Source organism: Aeromonas crassostreae, assembly GCF_054052445.1.
The window spans coordinates 172,343-190,071 of sequence record NZ_JBSTYM010000001.1 but is presented as its reverse complement, the minus strand read 5'-3'; the positions used below and the strand labels follow the sequence as shown (position 1 = coordinate 190,071).

At 58.5% G+C, this 17,729-nt stretch carries 14 protein-coding genes; 8 read left to right on the top strand and 6 right to left on the bottom strand.

Annotated features, from left to right (window positions below):
* Positions 1 to 40 precede the first annotated feature (40 nt).
* Positions 41 to 358: a DUF4377 domain-containing protein gene (locus ACW5W4_RS00795; protein ID WP_427262041.1), complete on the top strand. Its 318-nt coding sequence runs from the start codon at positions 41 to 43 to the stop codon at positions 356 to 358.
* Between the two features lie 67 nt (positions 359 to 425).
* Here ACW5W4_RS00795 and fbp read toward each other — a convergent pair whose 3' ends face one another.
* A complete protein-coding gene (gene fbp, locus ACW5W4_RS00790; protein WP_456688079.1) occupies positions 426 to 1,454 on the bottom strand; it encodes a class 1 fructose-bisphosphatase in 1,029 nt (342 codons plus the stop codon).
* A gap of 389 nt (positions 1,455 to 1,843) precedes the next feature.
* Between fbp and ACW5W4_RS00785 the strand changes: the two genes are divergently transcribed.
* Positions 1,844 to 3,460, top strand: a complete 1,617-nt coding sequence (locus ACW5W4_RS00785) for a peptide ABC transporter substrate-binding protein (RefSeq protein WP_456688078.1) — start codon at positions 1,844 to 1,846, stop codon at positions 3,458 to 3,460.
* A gap of 165 nt (positions 3,461 to 3,625) precedes the next feature.
* Here ACW5W4_RS00785 and ACW5W4_RS00780 read toward each other — a convergent pair whose 3' ends face one another.
* A complete protein-coding gene (locus ACW5W4_RS00780) occupies positions 3,626 to 3,832 on the bottom strand; it encodes a DUF1107 domain-containing protein (protein ID WP_408793275.1) in 207 nt (68 codons plus the stop codon).
* A gap of 116 nt (positions 3,833 to 3,948) precedes the next feature.
* The gene (gene sixA, locus ACW5W4_RS00775) at positions 3,949 to 4,428 is read right to left on the bottom strand and encodes a phosphohistidine phosphatase SixA (RefSeq protein WP_456688077.1); all 480 of its coding nucleotides are present in this window, start codon (positions 4,426 to 4,428) and stop codon (positions 3,949 to 3,951) included.
* A gap of 168 nt (positions 4,429 to 4,596) precedes the next feature.
* Here sixA and ACW5W4_RS00770 point away from each other — a divergent pair, with 168 nt between their 5' ends.
* Entirely contained in the window at positions 4,597 to 7,371 is a 2,775-nt protein-coding gene (locus ACW5W4_RS00770) for an insulinase family protein (protein WP_456688076.1), read from the top strand.
* 391 nt (positions 7,372 to 7,762) lie between these two features.
* Here the strand turns inward: ACW5W4_RS00770 and ACW5W4_RS00765 are convergent, their stop codons facing one another.
* Together ACW5W4_RS00765 and ACW5W4_RS00760 are read right to left on the bottom strand one after the other, a co-directional pair.
* Entirely contained in the window at positions 7,763 to 8,413 is a 651-nt protein-coding gene (locus ACW5W4_RS00765; protein ID WP_427262071.1) for a thiopurine S-methyltransferase, read from the bottom strand.
* Positions 8,414 to 8,588: 175 nt separating this feature from the next.
* On the bottom strand, positions 8,589 to 9,935 hold the full coding sequence (locus ACW5W4_RS00760) for a leucine-rich repeat-containing protein kinase family protein (protein WP_456688075.1): 1,347 nt from the start codon (positions 9,933 to 9,935) through the stop codon (positions 8,589 to 8,591).
* Between the two features lie 259 nt (positions 9,936 to 10,194).
* Between ACW5W4_RS00760 and ACW5W4_RS00755 the strand changes: the two genes are divergently transcribed.
* From ACW5W4_RS00755 to ACW5W4_RS00735, 5 genes are all read left to right on the top strand, one after another.
* Positions 10,195 to 10,725, top strand: a complete 531-nt coding sequence (locus tag ACW5W4_RS00755; protein ID WP_456688074.1) for a MarR family winged helix-turn-helix transcriptional regulator — start codon at positions 10,195 to 10,197, stop codon at positions 10,723 to 10,725.
* On the top strand, positions 10,722 to 11,504 hold the full coding sequence (locus ACW5W4_RS00750) for a DNA alkylation repair protein (protein WP_456688073.1): 783 nt from the start codon (positions 10,722 to 10,724) through the stop codon (positions 11,502 to 11,504). Before ACW5W4_RS00755 ends, ACW5W4_RS00750 begins: the two co-directional genes overlap by 4 nt.
* On the top strand, positions 11,501 to 11,872 hold the full coding sequence (locus tag ACW5W4_RS00745) for a DUF6616 family protein (RefSeq protein WP_456688072.1): 372 nt from the start codon (positions 11,501 to 11,503) through the stop codon (positions 11,870 to 11,872). The genes ACW5W4_RS00750 and ACW5W4_RS00745 overlap by 4 nt, the downstream gene beginning before the upstream one ends.
* Before the next feature lie 407 nt (positions 11,873 to 12,279).
* The gene (locus ACW5W4_RS00740) at positions 12,280 to 13,044 is read left to right on the top strand and encodes an SDR family oxidoreductase (RefSeq protein ID WP_456688071.1); all 765 of its coding nucleotides are present in this window, start codon (positions 12,280 to 12,282) and stop codon (positions 13,042 to 13,044) included.
* Positions 13,045 to 13,095: 51 nt separating this feature from the next.
* On the top strand, positions 13,096 to 13,923 hold the full coding sequence (locus tag ACW5W4_RS00735) for a bifunctional transcriptional activator/DNA repair enzyme AdaA (RefSeq protein WP_456688070.1): 828 nt from the start codon (positions 13,096 to 13,098) through the stop codon (positions 13,921 to 13,923).
* Between the two features lie 32 nt (positions 13,924 to 13,955).
* On the opposite strand, the gene ACW5W4_RS00730 is transcribed toward ACW5W4_RS00735, so the two are convergent.
* Entirely contained in the window at positions 13,956 to 17,519 is a 3,564-nt protein-coding gene (locus tag ACW5W4_RS00730; protein ID WP_456688069.1) for a YobI family P-loop NTPase, read from the bottom strand.
* Positions 17,520 to 17,729: the final 210 nt, after the last annotated feature.

Sequence of the window (17,729 nt, the reverse complement as noted above, 5' to 3'; positions counted from 1 at the left end):
GTTTTAATCCTCGTTTGAATTCGTCAACGAGGCCCATCCCATGAAATTTCCCCTTGCCGCTGCCGCCCTGGTGCTGGCTGGCTGCCAACCGGCCCCCGCCCCGGCGGGCGACACCCTCTTTATCAACGCCCAGCTGGTGCCCTGCACCGGTGTAGGTCCCATGCAGTGCATGGAAGTCAAGGAGAGCAAGGATCAGGACTGGACGCTGTTTTACAACCAAATTCAAGGCTTTACCTTCGAACCTGGTTACCTGTATGAGCTGAAGATTGCCAAGCATCCGGTGGAAAATCCCCCCGCCGACGCCCCCAGCATTCGCTACGAGCTGCTGGAGCTGGTGAGCAAACAAGCGGCCAAATGAGCCGTGAGTGCAGAGAAAAAGGCCGCTTGCGCGGCCTTTTTGCTTTTTGTCGGAAGGTGACCAGGTCTTAATCCTTCACCTCTTCATGACCGGAAAACTCGCGCATGAAGCCCTCGGCCCGCTCCACCATCCGGGTTGAGCCCACGAAATAGGGGGTGCGCTGATGCAGGGCGGTCGGCTGTATGTCCATGATGCGACGGAAACCGTCAGAGGCCTTGCCCCCCGCCTGCTCCACCAGGAAGGCCATGGGGTTGCACTCGTAAAGCAGACGCAGCTTGCCGTTCGGGGAGTTGGTACCGGACGGATAGATGTAGATGCCACCCTTGAGCAGGTTGCGATGAAAATCCGAGACCAGGGAGCCGATATAGCGGGAGGTATAGGGCCTGTGGGTCGGCTCATCAAGCTCCTGGCAATATTTCAGGTACTTCTTCACCCCATCCGGGAACTTGATGTAGTTGCCCTCGTTGATGGAGTAGATCTTGCCTTCCTCCGGGATGCGGATGTTCTCGTGGGAGAGGCAGAAGCAGCCGATGGAGGGATCATAGGTGAAACCGTTGACCCCAAACCCTGTGGTATACACCAGCATGGTGGAGGAGCCGTAGACCACGTAGCCGGCGGCGACCTGGCGATGGCCCGGCTGCAGGAAGTCATCCAGACGCACCGGCGAGCCCGGTTCGCTCACCCGGCGATAGATGGAGAATATGGTGCCGACCGAGACGTTGACGTCGATGTTGGAGGAGCCATCCAGGGGATCTATCAGCACCACATACTTGGAGTGAGCCGAGAGCGCCGAATCGAAGGCGACGAAGTCCTCCTCCTCCTCGGAGGCCATGCCACACACCTCACCACGGGCCTCCAGGGCCGCCTTGAAGCGTTCGTTGGCATAGACATCCAGCTTCTGCTGCTCTTCACCCTGCACATTTGCGGCACCAACCGAGCCCATGATGTCGGCCAGGCCTGCCTTGTTGATCTCCCGGTTGACCACCTTGGCAGCGAGGCGAATGGAGCTGAGCAAGGAGCTGAGTTCGCCGGTTGCGGTCGGATAGTCCGCCTGTTTTTTGACGATGTACTCACCCAGGGTGATCATGTTCTTCATGGTGTTTCCTTTGAGCATTTCCGTTGGCGTTGAAAACGTTTGCATGGCGGCGCAAAAAAAGAGCCGAGCGCGGCATCATTGTTATGTAACCCAATGTAACGTTGAAAATTTGTTTTTGCAGCGAATTAACTCGTTGAATTTCTGTTCAAAAAAGTCACATCCATGGTCACTTATCCCTTGATGTGTCGAGTTTGCCCCGAGATTTCGAGAAGTTAATTCGCTTCGATAAACTACCGGCAGGCATGCCCTCCCCACCTTCACCTCACCATGGCGCCCTCCCCTGTCGATGCCCGCCTCTCCCGGGCCAGAGGGACTCGCGCTTGAGCTTTCCTTGCGGATACAGCACACTGGGATCGCTTTGGAAGCATACAAAAACATAAGGATATTCAATGAAGAAGACCCTCATTGCCGGGGCCGTGCTGGCCCTGTTCGCGCTGCCCGCCCTGGCAGCACAGGTACCACCCGGCACCACATTGCTCCCCGCCGAGCAACAGACCTTTATTCGCAACATAGGGGCTGAGCCCGCCTCCATCGATCCCCAGCTGGTGGAGGAGAGTTCGGGCAGCGAGATAGTCAACGATCTGTTCGAGGGCCTCTATACCGTGGACGGGGATGGCAAGCTGCAGCCGGCCGGGGCCATCGGTTATGAGGTGGATGCCAGCGGCACCCTCTACACCTTCACCCTCAGGCCCGACGCCAGGTGGTCCAATGGCGAGCCGGTGACGGCGGCGGATTATGTCTATGGTTGGCAGCGGGCGGCGGATCCCAAGACGGCATCGAATTATGCCTGGTTCATCGAGCTGACCGGGGTCACCGGCGCCAGCGAGGTACTGGCAGGAAAGGCCAGCCCGGATACCCTCGGCATCAAGGCCCTCGATGACCACACCTTGCAGATCCGTCTCAAGGCCCCCGTCCCCTTCTTCCTCAAGACCCTCTCCCACTACACCACCTTCCCGGCGCCACGGGCGACCATCGCCAAATTTGGCCAGGAGTGGGTCAAACCGGGCAATATCGTGTCGAACGGTGCCTATGTGCTCAAGGAGTGGACCCCCAACGAGCGTCTGGTGGCAGAGCGCAATGCCCATTACTGGGACAATGCCAATACGGTGATCAACAAGGTGCTCTATCTGGAGATAGTGGCCGACACCGCCGCCTACAATCGCTACCGGGCCGGCAGCCTGCACTACACCAGCTATCCCCTGGAGCAATACGCCGTCTTGAAGAAATCGGCGCCGGACGAGCTGCTCAACGTGCCACTGCTGGCCAGCTATTACTATGTGTTCAACACCCAGCGCAAACCCTTCGACGATCCCAGGGTGCGCAAGGCGCTCTCCCTCGCCATCGACCGCGACACCATCACAGGCAAGATCCTGGGTCAGGGGCAGATCTCGGCCTACAGCTTCACACCGCCCATCGTCGATGGCTTCGAGCTCAAGCCCTCCCGCAGCCAGCAGATGAGCAAGGAGCAGCGTATCCAGGAAGCCAAGGCGCTGCTGGCCGAGGCCGGTTATGGTCCGGACAAGCCCCTCAGCGTGGATATCCTCTACAACACCAACGAAGGCCACAAGAAGATAGCCTTGGCCATCTCCTCCATGTGGAAACACAACCTGGGGGTGAAATCCGAACTCAACAACATGGAGTGGAAGACCATGGTCTCCGCCCTCAACGAGGGGGACTTCGGGGTGAGCCGCTACTCCTGGAACGGCGACTACAACGACGCCTCCACCTTCCTCGACATCATGACCTCCAGCAGCTCGGCCAACAGCGGCAAGTGGGTCAACAAGGAGTATGACGCCCTGCTCGCCAGGGCCCATGACGCCCAGAGCCCGGCCGAGCGAAACCGGCTTTATCAGGCGGCAGAGCAGATCCTCGATCAGGAAGCCCCCATCGCCCCCGTCTACTTCTACGTGAAGTCCAGGCTGCTCAAGCCCTTCGTGAAGGGCTACCCCTACCACAACCCCCAGGATCTGGTCTACTCCAAGGACATGTACCTGATCGCCCCATAAAATCCCGACGGCGGATCCTGATGTCAGACGGCCCCATCGCGGGGCCGTTTTTTTGCATGAGAGGACGGGGGCAAGGGCTCATTGAGGCAAATCGCAGGGGCCGAAACAATCAGACCCTCCGAAGAGGGTCTGGGGCACGGCATGGCGGCAACGCGGGGGGCGCCGTTACGCCGCATCCATGTGCAGGCGACCTATCAGGGCGTTGACCTCGAGCACCGTCTGGCGGTGCGGCAGATCGGCCTGGCTCGGCATCAGCAGCAGCCCGGACTGAAAGTCGAAGCGGCCACGGCCATGGATATAAATGCGCCCCTTGAAGAAGGTCTTGACGTGCTTTGCCACCATCAGCGGCAGGTATTTTTTAAATACTCTCATCGTTGTAACCTCTTGCCATTGTCCCCGTATGACAGCAGTTTCTGCGAAACGGTTCCCTTAAAACTGGATATTCATCCATAAACAACAAGGTCAAACATTAAAAAAGCTGAATGTTATCAGATTGTTTCGATGGGTATTGTATGAGGTCCCGTCAGCCAGAGCAAGTTGCCTTTGCCCTGCTGCCACTCGATGCAGGCCAGACCCGAGGTGGCGAACATGGGCGCCCCTGCCGCCGGGCTCAGCATCTGCACCAGATAGCCCACCAGAGGCAGGTGGCTGACCATGAGGATGCTGTCGTGCTGATCGGCCAGGGCGGTGAGATAGCTGGCCACCAGGGCCGGATCGCCGTAAGGGGTGATCTCCGCACTCTCCTCGACCCGGTTCGGGGTCGGCAGCACCTGGCTGATCCCCTGCCAGGTCTGCCGCGCCCGCAGGTAGTTGCTGTGGATCACCAATCCCAGGCCATTGTCCAACTGAGGAGCGAGCCAGCGCGCCATGTGCAACGATTCTGCCACCCCCTGTTCGGTCAAGGGACGCTGTTCATCGGTTTTCGCATTCATGCCAGCCTGGCCATGACGCATGATGTAAATCTTCATTCCCACCTCACCCTGTCGGGCCTGTTTGGACGTTGACGGCGGGGCGATCTTACCTTGACCCGCACGGGGAAACAATTGCGCGACCTCTCAGAAAAGGGTTTGCCCAACCGGGAACCGAGGTCGATAATCATCTTTAAATTCAAATAAATCCAACATGAGTCAACGCCTATGAGCCCCTATGCCAGCCCGAATGACCACAGGCAGTATCACTACCTCACGCTGGCCAACCGGCTCAAGGTGCTCCTCATTTGTGACCCTGAGACCGACAAATCGGCGGCTTCGCTGGCGGTCAATACCGGCCATTTCGACGATCCCGTCGATCGCCAGGGCATGGCCCATTTCCTCGAGCATATGCTGTTTCTCGGCACCCGCACCTTTCCCAAGCCCGGCGAATACCAGCAGTTCATGAATCGGCACGGCGGCAGCAACAATGCCTGGACAGGCACCGAGTTCACCAACTTCTTCTTCGATATCGACAACGCCTACTTCGAGCAGGGGCTGGCCCGGTTCGCCCAGTTCTTCATCTGCCCGACCCTGGCGCCCGAATGGGTCGACAAGGAGCGCAACGCGGTCGATTCCGAGTATCGCCTCAAGCTGATGGACGACGTTCGCCGCAGCTATCAGGTGCACAAGGAGACAGTCAATCCGGCCCACCCCTTCGCCAAGTTCTCGGTCGGCAACCTCGATACCCTGGCGGATCTGCCGGGACGCAGCCTGCATGGCGACCTCGTTGCTTTCTACGAGCGTCACTACAGCGCGGATCGCATGGCGCTGGTGATGCTGTCACCCGAGTCTATTGCGACCCAATTAACCTGGTGTGAACACTTCTTCGGCCCCATCGTCGATCGCAACCTGGGGGAGCCTACCCTGACGGCGCCCCTCTACCGGCAGGAGGATCTGGGGCTGCGCATCGATCTGGTGCCGGTCAAGGAGAGCCGCCGACTGAGCCTGACCTTCCCTCTGCCGCCGGTCGATGCCTATTACGATCGAAAGCCCCTCACCTTCCTCAGCCACCTCATCGGCTATGAGGGCAATGGCAGCCTGCTCTCCCTGCTCAAGGAGAAGGGATGGGTCAATCAGCTGGCCGCCGGTGGGGGCGTGAGCGGCAGCAACTTCAAGGACTTTGGCATCAACTTCGGCCTGACCCCGGCAGGGGTCGACCATGTGGACGAGATCATTGGCCTGCTGTTTGGCTATCTCAAGCTGATCCAGCGCCAAGGGCTCGCCCCCTGGCGCTACGTGGAGAAGCAGCAGGTGCTCGAGTCGGCATTTCGCTTCCAGGAGCGGGGCAAGGCCCAGGACACGGTGGCGGGCCTGGTGCTCAACCTCTTTCTCTATCGCCCGGAGGATCTGCTCTACGGCGACTACATGATGCGCGAGTATGACGAGGCCCTGATCGCGCGCCTGCTCGCCAAGCTGATCCCCCACAACCTGAGGGTCACCCTGGTCGCCCCCGGGCTGGCCACGGACTGCCTCGCCCGCTGGTATCAGACCCCCTACAAGGTGAGCCCCATCCCGGAGGCCAGCAAGATCCGCTGGCAACAGTGCGAGCCCGATGGGGCCCTGGCCCTGCCCGAGCCCAACCCCTTCATCGCCAGCCGCCTGGAGCCCAGGACGCCCGCCATCGCCGCCGACCAGCCCGCCTGCCTGATAGACAGGCCCGGCTTTCGGCTCTGGCACCTCCATGAGCACCAGTTCAAGGTGCCCAAGGGCAACCTCTACATCGCCATCGACAGCGAACACGCGGTCAAGAGTCCGCGCCACATCGCCATGGCCCGGCTCGCGGTGGAGCTGCTGAGCGATCACCTCAACGCCCTCACCTACCCGGCCGAGCTCGCCGGCCTCGGCTATCAGATGTATGCCCATCAGGGGGGCTTCACCATCACCCTGAGCGGCTTTGCCGACAAGCAGGCGTTGCTGCTGGACATGATCCTCGGCAACCGCACCCTGGGCTATCCGGATCCGGCCCGCTTCGATGCCATCAAGCAGCAGCTCATTCGCAACTGGGAGAACCAGGCCAAGACCCGCCCCATCAACCAGCTGTTCAACCAGCTCACCAGTTTGCTGCAACCCAACAACCCGCCCTTCGAGCAGTTGCTGCGCCACCTGCGCAGCGTCGAGATTGGCGAGATGCCAGCCTTCGTCGCCCAGTTGTTCAAGGAGGTGCACGTGGAGACCCTGGTGCACGGCGACTGGCAAGAGAGCGAGGCCTTGGCCCTGGCCGCCTTGCTCGAGCGCCATCTCGCCCCCTACAGCCAGCCGGGCAGCGAGACCCGCCGCCCCCTGCTCTCCATCCAGGACAGAGGCACCCTCATTCGCCAGCACGGCTGCGAGCACGAAGACTCGGCGCTGCTGGTCTACTACCAGTCCCGTACCACCAGGGCGCGGGATCTCGCCTGCTTCACCCTGGCCAACCACATCATGTCCTCCACCTTCTTCCACGAGTTGCGCACCCGCCAGCAGCTCGGTTACGTGGTGGGGGCCGGCAACCTGCCCCTCAATCGCCACCCTGGCCTCATCTTCTATATCCAGTCGCCGGTGGCCGGGCCCCAGGTGCTGCTCGATGCGGTGGAGGAGTTTATCGACCTCTTCCCCCTGGCCATGCTCGAATTCAGCGAGCAGCAGTGGCAGGAGAGCAAGGCGGGCCTGCAGGCCCAGCTGAGCGAGCGGGATGCCAACCTGCGCAGCCGGGGCCAGCGACTCTGGGTCAGCATTGGCAACAAGGATCTGGGGTTTGATCAGCGCGAGAGGGTCTGCGAGGAGGTGGGCAGGCTCAGCCGCGCCGATCTGGTGCGCTTCGTCATGGCGCTGCGCTCACGCACCTCGGACAGGCTGATCCTCTGCAGCTATGGCCAGGGCCATGAACACGACGAGCGGATCACCGGCCAGATCATCGACGACACAGGGGCATTTCGCCTCACCGCTCAGCCCTTCGAGGGCTGATGCGCCCAAAGAAAAAGCCGGCCAAAGAGGCCGGCTGGAAATACCACCATAAAGACGACAAGTGCCGCCAAACGTGAACATGAGCGTGAAAATCAGACACTGGACGGCACGCGACCGGGTCGATGCCAGCAGTGATTGAGAAACGCCTTCATCTTAACCCCTCCCGGCAGAGGCCGGTTGATCTACATCAAAAGAGGTAACAAAGAGTCAAGGCCCTGCCCGTTTGCCGATCGGGATCCCCCTTCCATCTCCTATCAGACATAACTCCAAGCCAGGACCAAGGCGCAGCCCGTTCAGCGGTTTCCACCTCGGCCCAGCCCATTGAGGCAAGCGCGAGCAAAGCACCAGAGCGCGGCCCCTTGGCTCAGCACTTCCCTCCAGCCCTGGCGGATCAGGAGCCCCGGCGGATCAGCCGGTAAGCCACCTCATCGAAATAGGAGAGTTGCCCGGAGATCACCCTGGGGTGATCCAGCTCGGTCGCCCTGCCCAGCACCTCCACGCTAAAGTCGTGCTCAAACAGGGTGCGCACCTCCATCTCCCCCACCGAGAACGGCGGCTGTTGCTGCTGCTCGGGCTGATATTCCAGGGTCACCAGCAGCACCTGGCCCCCGGCTTCCACCAGGCGGCTCATCTGCGCCGCATACTGGCGGCGCATGGCCGCTGGCAAGGCGATGAGGGCCGCCCTGTCATAGACCAACCGATAACGGCGGCCCAGCTCGGGGGCGGCAAAGAAATCCCCCTGGTAGATGCGCAGGCTGTCGTGCTGGTGGCACCGATAGGGCCCCACCTCGCTCACCTCCTCGGTCAGGCCGTGCTCGCTGAAAAACTGGCTCACCGCCAGGGCCGAGAGCTCGAAGCCATCGACAGGGTGCCCCTGGCCGCGCAGCCAGAGCATGTCCCGGGACTTGCCGCACAGGGGCACCAGCACGGGCTCATCCTGCTGCTGGGCCGACCACCAGGATTGCAGCCAGCGGTTGAAATCTGCCTGATGAAAGCCAATCCGGTTCTCTTCCCACTTCTGATGCCAAAACGCCGCTTCCATCATCATCCTCTCGTCATATGCAATGGTGGATCACTATCACAACTTCACCGGGGCGGCGCAACCCTTGTCTCCCCTGCCCCGCGGTTTTGCCAGGCAAGGGATTTCAACGGCGACCAGGACCGCAGGAGGCATTGCTGTGATCAGGGAATGGCCTGTGCCAGAGCGAAGACGGCGCTCAGGCGCAGGCGGGCTCCGCCGCCACACTGGCCGCCACCGCGTCTATCCGGGCGGCACTCTCTGCAAACGAGGGGCGCTGCAGCACCCCTTGCGAGAGGCAATCCTCAGCCAGTCGATGGAGCGGCTCAAGGGCCTTGCCCTGGGCGGGGCAGCGCGCCAGCAGCTCCGTCAGCAGGCAGCCAAAGGCCCGTACCTCCAGGCGCTCCAGCCTTTCGGCCAGCTCGCGGTCAGCGCGGTCATAGCAGGAGGCGGCGCCAAAGTCCCCGAGCAGCACCCGGCCCGGCTCCTGAACAGAGTGCAGCAGGTTATGGGCATAGAGATCCCCGTGCAGTATGCCTCGCTCGTGCAGATGGCGGGCGGCGCTCGCCACCCCCTGCACCATGGCCATCGCCTGGGCCGGGGTGAAAGCCAGATCCGCCGGATAGATATCCCGGGTGCAGGATTTCAGACTCGGGGGCCCCGCCAGGGTGGCGAAGGCGGGGTCTACCAGGGGCATCACCAGGGCCGGGATGCCGGAGGGATGATCGCTCACCCGCCCCATCACCCCGACCAGGTTTGGATGGCGACCGGCGGCCAGGGACACCGCCATCTCGCAGCGAGGCAGACCGTCGCTGGTCATCGCCCCCTTGAACAGCTTGACCGCCACCGCTCGGGTCCCCTCGTCGGAGCGCCACTCTGCGCCGTGGATGACGCCGGACGCGCCTTGCCCCAGTTGTTCCCCCAGGGTCAACGCGGGCCAGGGGATATCGGTGGCGGCCCTCTCGCCAAGCCGGCGCTCCTGCTTGTCGCCAAAGGGGTTGCCCGCGAAGGCCAGCCAGGACAGACGCGGCAAGTCGAGCAGCCACTCGGGCAGTGCCGGCAGGCGGTTGGCGGCGATGCGCAGCAGCTCCAAACGCCGGCAGTTGGCCAGGCTTGCCGGCAGCTCGCACAGACGGTTGCCCGCGAGCATCAGTTTTTGCAGGGCACCGCACTGACCCAGCTCATCGGGCAACCGCTCGATGGCGTTGTCGGTCAGGATCAGCCAGCGCAGCCCCGCCGGTAGCGACGCAGCGGGAACCGTGGCAATCCGGTTGGCCTTAAAGCCCACCATGGTGAGCGCTGGGCAGCGCCCCAGCACCTCGGGCAACTCGGTAAAACGGTTCTCGGAGCAAAAGAGAATGCGCAGTTTGCTGAACTCGGCCAACTCGTCAGGCAACTCGCTTAGCTGGTTGCCGGTGAGATCCAGCACCTCCAGGGTCTCCTTGAGGCTCAGGATCTCGGGCGGGAAAACCGCGAGGTTTTCAGCAAGTTTGAGGTGGCGGACGCCGCAGAGTTCGCCTGCGCGCAGCTGTTCCAAGGTATGCATGACATCGTCTCTATCAAGATTCGGGCTTGCGGTGGCTCACTGCGGGGCGCGCCCCCCGGGCCACAAAGGAGGGGCATTATAGGGAATGACGGCCAGAAATGGCCGATTTTCTTGCAAAGCTTTTTCTTGCAAAGCCCCCCATCGCCACACACCTGCGCCCCGTTGCCATCGATCATTCGGGTTGCGCTCTTGCGTGGTTGATCATTTGGTTGGCGCCATATAGTATGGCGCCATACAAAGTCATTCGAGACTCACCATCATGATCACCCTGGAACAGAAACACCTCGCCCTGCTCGAGGATGCGAAGCGCCGCGGACACGCGGACACCGACAACATACGAGTCTGCTTTGAGGTGTTGACCCTCGCCGCTGCCATTGATCAGGCGTGCGCGGCGCGCCTGGCTCCCCACCGCCTCTCCGAAGGCAAGTTCGTGCTGCTGTTTTTGCTGCGCGACCTGCCAGAAGGGCTGGCCCCCCACGAGCTTGCCGACAAGGCGGGGGTCACACGGGCCACCATCACCGGCCTGCTCGACGGGTTGCAGCGGGACGGCCTGCTGGCTCGCCACTGCGACAGCCAGGACAGGCGAAAGATCTCGGTGCGCCTGACAGAGCAGGGCCAGGCCCTGGCGCAGCACCTGCTCGATGAGCACAGCCAGTGGATAGGCTCCCTGTTTGCCGGGTTCGATCAGGCAGAGCGAGAGACCCTGAGCGCCCTGCTCAAGCGGGCCTGGCTCAATGTCATCTCATCCCGGGCAGGCTGCACAGAGGCCGCCACAGAGGAGCACCCATGACACGCAGCCGCATCACGGATATCGCCCCCTCACGCCTCGCCCGGCTCAACCAGGGAGAGATCGAGGCAAGCAACCTGACCGAATGCCTGGCGGTGGATTTTGCCGCCCTGATGCAGTGCACCCTGCCTGCGCTCGGGCCCCAGGCGCTGGCGTCGCTGCACGCCGCATCCGGGGAGGGCATTACCCGGCGCATGGCGCTGGCCGCCAGGCTGCTCCTGGCCGAGCACGGCAGGAGGGATCTTGCGGCGCTCAGCCGTCATCACTCCGATACCGTGCGGGGCTGGGCCTGTTTCATGGTGGGCGCGAGCGAGGGGCTGTCGCTCGGTGACCGCCTGGCCCTCATTCGTCCCCTCGCCGATGACCCTCACTTTGGGGTGCGCGAGTGGGCCTGGCTCGCAATGCGATCGACAATTGCCGCGCAGCTGGAGGTGGCCATTGCCGCCCTGGTGCCCTGGACGGCGGAGCCGTCCGAGCGGCTGCGACGCTTTGCCAGCGAGGCGACCCGGCCCCGCGGCGTCTGGTGCACCCATCTTGCGTCCCTGCGACAAGCGCCGGAGCAGGCCCTGGCACTGCTCGAACCCCTCAGGGCCGATCCCGCCCCCTATGTGCAGGACTCCGTCGCCAACTGGCTGAACGATGCGAGCAAAGACAGGCCACAGTGGGTCACTGACCTCTGCGCGCGCTGGTCTCGCGAAAGCCCCTGCCCCGCGACAACCCGGATTTGTCAACGCGCCTTGCGCACCTTGCGCAAGGGCCAACTCCCGAAGGAACCCCTATGACCCACTATCTGGCAGAGCTCTACACCCCCACTCCCGCCTGGCTGGCATTGAGCCAGACGGCCCGTCAACAGTTCTTCGAGGCCATTGGCACAGGCATGGCCAGCCTCGCCGCCCTCGGGGTGGAGCCCATCGCCCTGGGCGAGACCGATGCCACCACCCTCCATGGTGCGCCCCAACCCTTCTTCGCCATCTGGCGCGGGCCGGATGCCGCGGCCATCGAGGCCCTCGTCCAGGGGATAGCCGCATCGGGCTGGCACCATTACTTCGAGACGGTCAACGCCACCGGCGCCGGTGTCTCCCTGGGCGAGCACCTTGCACAGTTGGCCGCCCTGCCCTGCGCCGCCACATCCAGCCCCGCCCTGGCCTGATAGCCCGAAAAGAGGTGACTCCCACCAGGCTTTGCGTCAGTGCCGCCGACAGCGGTGGCACTGCTTTCCACACCCTTCCCTTGCATCCCATATCACCACCATATGGGAAAGCGGTGCCACAACCCCACTCCCTTCCCACTCCCTTCAAAGAACGCTGATATCTCCCGATACCGTGATGGCCCATCGCCAATGGGAAAAGTGAGCAAGATCCGGGTCGTCGTGACGAAGGTTCGCAGCCATAGTGCTTTCAAACCCAAAGTGCTTTCAAACCCAAAGTGCTTTCGACCCCCCAAGGGGTTGAACCAAAGGAGGTTTGAACCAGGGGGGGGTTGAACCCATCCACTTGTCTGCCAATCCTGCATGGGCGTCGCTACCTGGCGCCATGCACATCTAGCGAGGGAACTGCCATGTCATTACTGTCCAACAAGGTCGCCATCATCACGGGAGCCAGCTCCGGCATCGGTCGCGCCAGTGCCATCCTGTTTGCACGGGAGGGGGCCAGGGTCGTGCTGGGGGCCCGCCGCCAGCCCGAGCTGGATGCGCTGGTGGAGGAGATCAGGGGATTCGGGGGCCAGCCGGTGAGCCTGGCGGGGGATGTGAAAAGCGAATCTTACGCCAGCGCCCTGGTGGAGCTGGCCGTGGGGAGTTTCGGGGGGCTCGATGTCGCCTTCAACAACGCCGGCACCACGGGGACGCCGGGCAGCGTGCAGGAGATGGCACTGACCCAGTGGCATGAAACCCTGGATACCAACCTCACCAGCGCCTTTGTGGGGGCCAAGCACCAGATCCCCGCCATGCTGGCGCGCGGGGGCGGCTCCCTTATCTTTACCTCCACCTTCGTCGGCCATACCCTGGGGCTGCCCGGCATGGCAGCCTATGCCGCGAGCAAGGCGGGCCTCATTGGCCTGACCCAGGTGCTGGCCGCCGAATATGGGGCACAAGGGGTGCGGGTCAACGCCCTGCTGCCGGGGGGCACCGACACCCCCATGGGGCGGGCCTTTACCGATACACCGGAGAGTCTCGCCTTTGTGCAGAATATGCATGCCCTCAAGCGCCTGGCCCAACCGGAGGAGATCGCCCGCTCGGCCCTTTATCTCGCGTCCGATGCATCGAGCTTTACCACCGGCATTGCCCTGCTGGCCGATGGTGGGGTATCTATTTGTCGCACATGACCTTGTCGCACCCAAGATCCTGCGGCTGCAAACCTATCGTGAGAGCGCCTTATGTCTGATTACGCCCGCATCGCCGATGCCATCCGTTTTATCGCAAGCCAGGTGGCGCGCCAGCCCACCCTGGAGGAGATAGCGGCGCACGTGCACCTAAGCCCCTTTCACTTCCAGCGGCTGTTCAGCCGCTGGGCCGGAGTGACACCCAAACGCTATCTGCAGGTGCTGACCCTGGAGCGGGCCAAGGCACTGCTGCACGAGTCGCGCTCCCTGCTGGAGGTGGCCGACACCTTGGGCCTGAGCAGCGGCTCGCGGCTCTACGATCACTTCGTGCAGCTCGAAGCCGTCACGCCGGGCGAGTACAAACAGCGCGGGGCCGGGCTGGTCATCGATCACGGGGTGCACGACACCCCCTTCGGCCAGGCGTTCGTCGCCCTGACCCCGCGGGGGGTGTGCAACTTCTCGTTTCTCGATGACCAGGCCCCAGAGGCGCCCCTGACCGCCCTCGCCCAGCGCTGGCCTGCGGCAGAGCTTAGAGAAGCGCCATCACGCACCCAGGAGGTCATCCACACCATGTTCGATGGCAGCCAGACGCCGGATCGCCCCATCTCGCTGCACGTGAGCGGCACCAACTTTCAGATCAGCGTCTGGCGGGCGCTGCTCGAGATCCCGCCAGCCAGGGTGGTGAGCTACGCCCAGGTGGCAAGCGCCGTCGGCAACCCCAAGGCCGCCCGCGCCGTGGGGCTGGCCGTCGGCGCCAACCCCGTCGCCTTGATGATCCCCTGCCACCGGGTCATTCAGCAAAACGGCAAACTCGGCGGCTATCACTGGGGCGAGACCCGCAAACAGGCGATACACGCCTGGGAAGCAGCAAGATATGAGTAGATTCCCGATTCCACAATCAGACCTTTCTCTTATCAGCGCCTATAAAGATTCACTCTTATCTCGTCAGTGAACACACGACTCTCACTCCATGACGAGATAATTTTTCTTGAGCCAAGCCATATGACAAGAGCCTGATTCTCAGGAGTTTTTTTCAATACCGGCGTATTGTATCCAACTTTTATTTCGGAAAATGGTTTTGGTAGATTGGCCAAGACAAAACGTACTTCGTCATCCGTCATCAGAGAATTATATTTATTAAAGAGTGAAATTTGTGTTGCAACGGGCATGGAATGAATTACTAATGATTGAGCAACACTCCCATTAACATTTGATAGATTGGCATCAGCGTTGTTAATAATCGGACCGATGAGTGCTGACCGTTCCGGGAGATCAACGAATGCCTCCAAATTCATCAATTGAATTATTCCAAGCTTGGCTACATTAACAATATCAGCACGAAGAAGATTTTCTCTAAAATCATCGTCTAGAGTGAACTTGTCTGGCTCTTTCAGGTATGTGCCAATGTTTGCAGCTACAAATGCTATCTGCAGTTCATTGCTGTCAGCGAGAGCATCAAAACTCTCATTAGAGAAGGTGATTTTTCCTTCCTCGATCAGAATTCGAAGCTTGGCTGACTCAAATCCTTCAGGAGGTTCTGTAAACGGTTTTGGCAGAGCATGAGCATATTCTCTATAGGCGGAATCAGACAGAGTTCCAGCATTGAAGAGGAAACTGCGCAGCCTTAGTGAATCCGAGTCACTAGGAATAGGGTTTCTCAGGATAGCTGTACGAACAGCACCTCGGTCAAGATACTCTATCAGGCTCTGCGCCTCGAACCCTTCACCTTCAATAAAAGCTAGACAGTTCAGCCAAATTGGTTCGATCAAACCTAACTTAAACAGTGTTGCGTGCAATCTCTCGGGAACATCCGCTAGCGTTGGCAACAAGGTCGTTTGTCGTTCAAGAAATTTCAGTAGATCATCCTGATCAAGTCCTTCATGGTGCATAACGGCAAGAATAGCCGGGGCATCCTCCTTTGAATTCCCTTCAAGCACCACAAGGATGTCATGGAGGTAGCGGTCGAAATCGCGCTCTATCCGCTTCATCAGGGCAGTGTTGTTCTTCGAACGAATGGCAGTGAAATTCCTCTCGCGTAATTGCTCGAGATCGTTCTCTCCCAAAATGGTTTGATAGATGTACTCCAGATTGGCGATTGTGAGTTCGAAGCGCCCCTTCTCGAACATGGTGCGTACAATCTCAGAATGCTCTTTGATTGCGGCCAGATTTTTGACCTCAAAGCCAAGACATACAAGAGGTTCTGGTGCAAGTTCAGGTGAATTGATCAAAATTTCGGGGAGGTTTTCCGAAACAAATACAGGTAGTTCTTCGAAACTCTTTGCCAGCTCTTCGAGCTGACTTTCGGGCAGGTTAGAAACTAATTGGGTTACATGGGATATATTGTTAGGGCTTGCCATAATAGTAGGAACAAGACCTTTCCAAGCGTTGACTAGTCCCGAAAGTAGCCCTGCAATATCGCGACCACTTGTATAATAAGAATCAAAGAAACCCTCACAACTCTCGAATTCTGAGGATATAAAATTGAAAAACTTTCTCAATTGGACAAAGTATCGGCCCCGGTCACTTAGGAGACTATCGACAAGTTTAACGTTCAAGACATAGTTTTGCCGGAAGTCCTCATCTCGCATCGCTGCGATAACTTCATGTGGATTATCTATAGGAAAACGTGGGTCAGGGGTAACAAATGCTCGAATCTGGATAAGAAACTTATTGTCATTAGGTGACAAGCGGCCCGAGTGAAAGAGGGATGTGTATTGGTAGTAGGTATCATCGAGATGACCTTCTAAAATCAGGAAGCGGGCAAGCTCTCCGTTTTCCCTGAAGTTGTCGAATAGACCCTGCACGCGCTCAGCATTCAAACGCAACAGCTCATTGAGCTTCGTTGTGCGAAGCGTTGCAATTTTTGATTTTAAGTCGTGTATTCGGCGCAAGCTTTTGTTCTTAATATCAATCGCTTTACGTTCGATCTCCACTTTGCGTTGCTGATAGGATCTCTCAGAGTCCACTTCAGTTTGCAATTTTGAAATATCGATTGGCTGGGGAGAATGATTATAAGAGTAGTGGTAGTAGATAAGTGAAGCATCTATAATTTGCTCGAAAACATCGTTATTGACCAGCTGGGGAAGCTCAATCAACGGTTGCCGGTTATAACTGACACTAATTGCAATTACATTCGTTGGAAGCTTCTCAACCAAAGCCATAGCGTAGATTTGCCGTAATTCTCTTAGGTTAGAAGGTGTTTGTCGCTCGAAAAATTCAAGCTGCTTTTCGATTCCCGTAATTTCAGCCCTATAGGTGGCTTCACCAGACTCAATCAGTTGTTCTTTCTGGTTTAATATTTCAGTAAGAATACCCGTGCCACGGTGTAGTTGCTCAAAGTCTCTTGGATAGACGTTTTTATAGATCAGGATCGCGAGCAGCTTATTGGCATCGAGCAGATTCTCTCCATCAGTTTCCAAATTAGCGACATAAATAGCAAATTCATTAAAGATGTTCTGAATTAACCTGAGATCATTCAGATATCGTGATACTTCTCTCAAGAACTGCCTATCAAGGCGCTCGTCAAGAGCAAGTCTCTTTCCTTGCGCCAATACCATATCAATCGAATTCGATGTGTTGATGATCGGTATGACAGGTATAATGAATTCGAAGAATTTTGTTCTATCTGTATTGACAAACATGTCGTCGCGTAGGGCGTAGAGGAATCTGATGGTGCGCTTTACACCAGCATTCTCGTTCACTAGGCTATTAATCTCACGCAGCGTTACAAAGATGTCTGCGTTGTCAAATCGGTCTAGATCTTCAATAATCACAAGATCGTAATTCGTTGACTGGAAAAAATATACAATTTCATCTAGGTGCCTATTTAGTATGGAGGTTTGGTCATCGCATGCTGGCTTTATTTCAATGTCTTTTAACGAGATGCTTTTTAGTGACAGTCCGAAGCTAGCAACATAAAAATGATGCAGCGCCCCCCAGAAAAATACTACTGCGAGAGTAAATATGGCAATGTTTATGCCATTGCTGATTTCGAATGGAGTGAAGTAAGTGCCACTTATAATATACTCTCGCTGATGAATAACGTACCAAAGCGAGAAAATACCAAGCATTATGAAGAGAGATTTAAATATAGCCAATGCACTTGGAGACTGAATTCTTTTAAATCGTGATAGCGGAAGTCTATTTGCATCAGCCCCATACAGCATCTGTTGCAGAATACTCCTCTCAATCTCTTGGCGGCTCACCTTCCCTCCCTCCGAATCTGTCTCGGGAACGAACGAAGCCAAAGAAATATGAAGCGCAGGCCGCCGATATTTCAGTAAGAAGGATTGGATAATACTACTCTTTCCTGAACCATAAGGGCCAGTTAGAGCAATGTTGGAGACCTTCGTATTGTTTGTAGCAAACAGAATCGCTTCGGAATACACGCCAGTCTTGTCTGCCTCATCAGTTGGCGCAAGGTCCACGAACTTAGATGGAGTGTTGGCGGAGCGGTCTTTACTTTCCAGCCAAGACACTAGGCTATCAAGGCGATTAGCAAGCCTGCGTGTTAGAGAAGTGATTGTCTTTATCATATGATACGGAATTAACGCCCCCTTAAAAATCGAAAACACACAGACGAAAATTTTTCAAGTCATTATCATCATTCAACAGCCTATACATAGTGATGCTTTGGTGTTGGAGTTCTGTGATGGCGCCTTGAAGTTCATTCATTTCAACTGAACTAC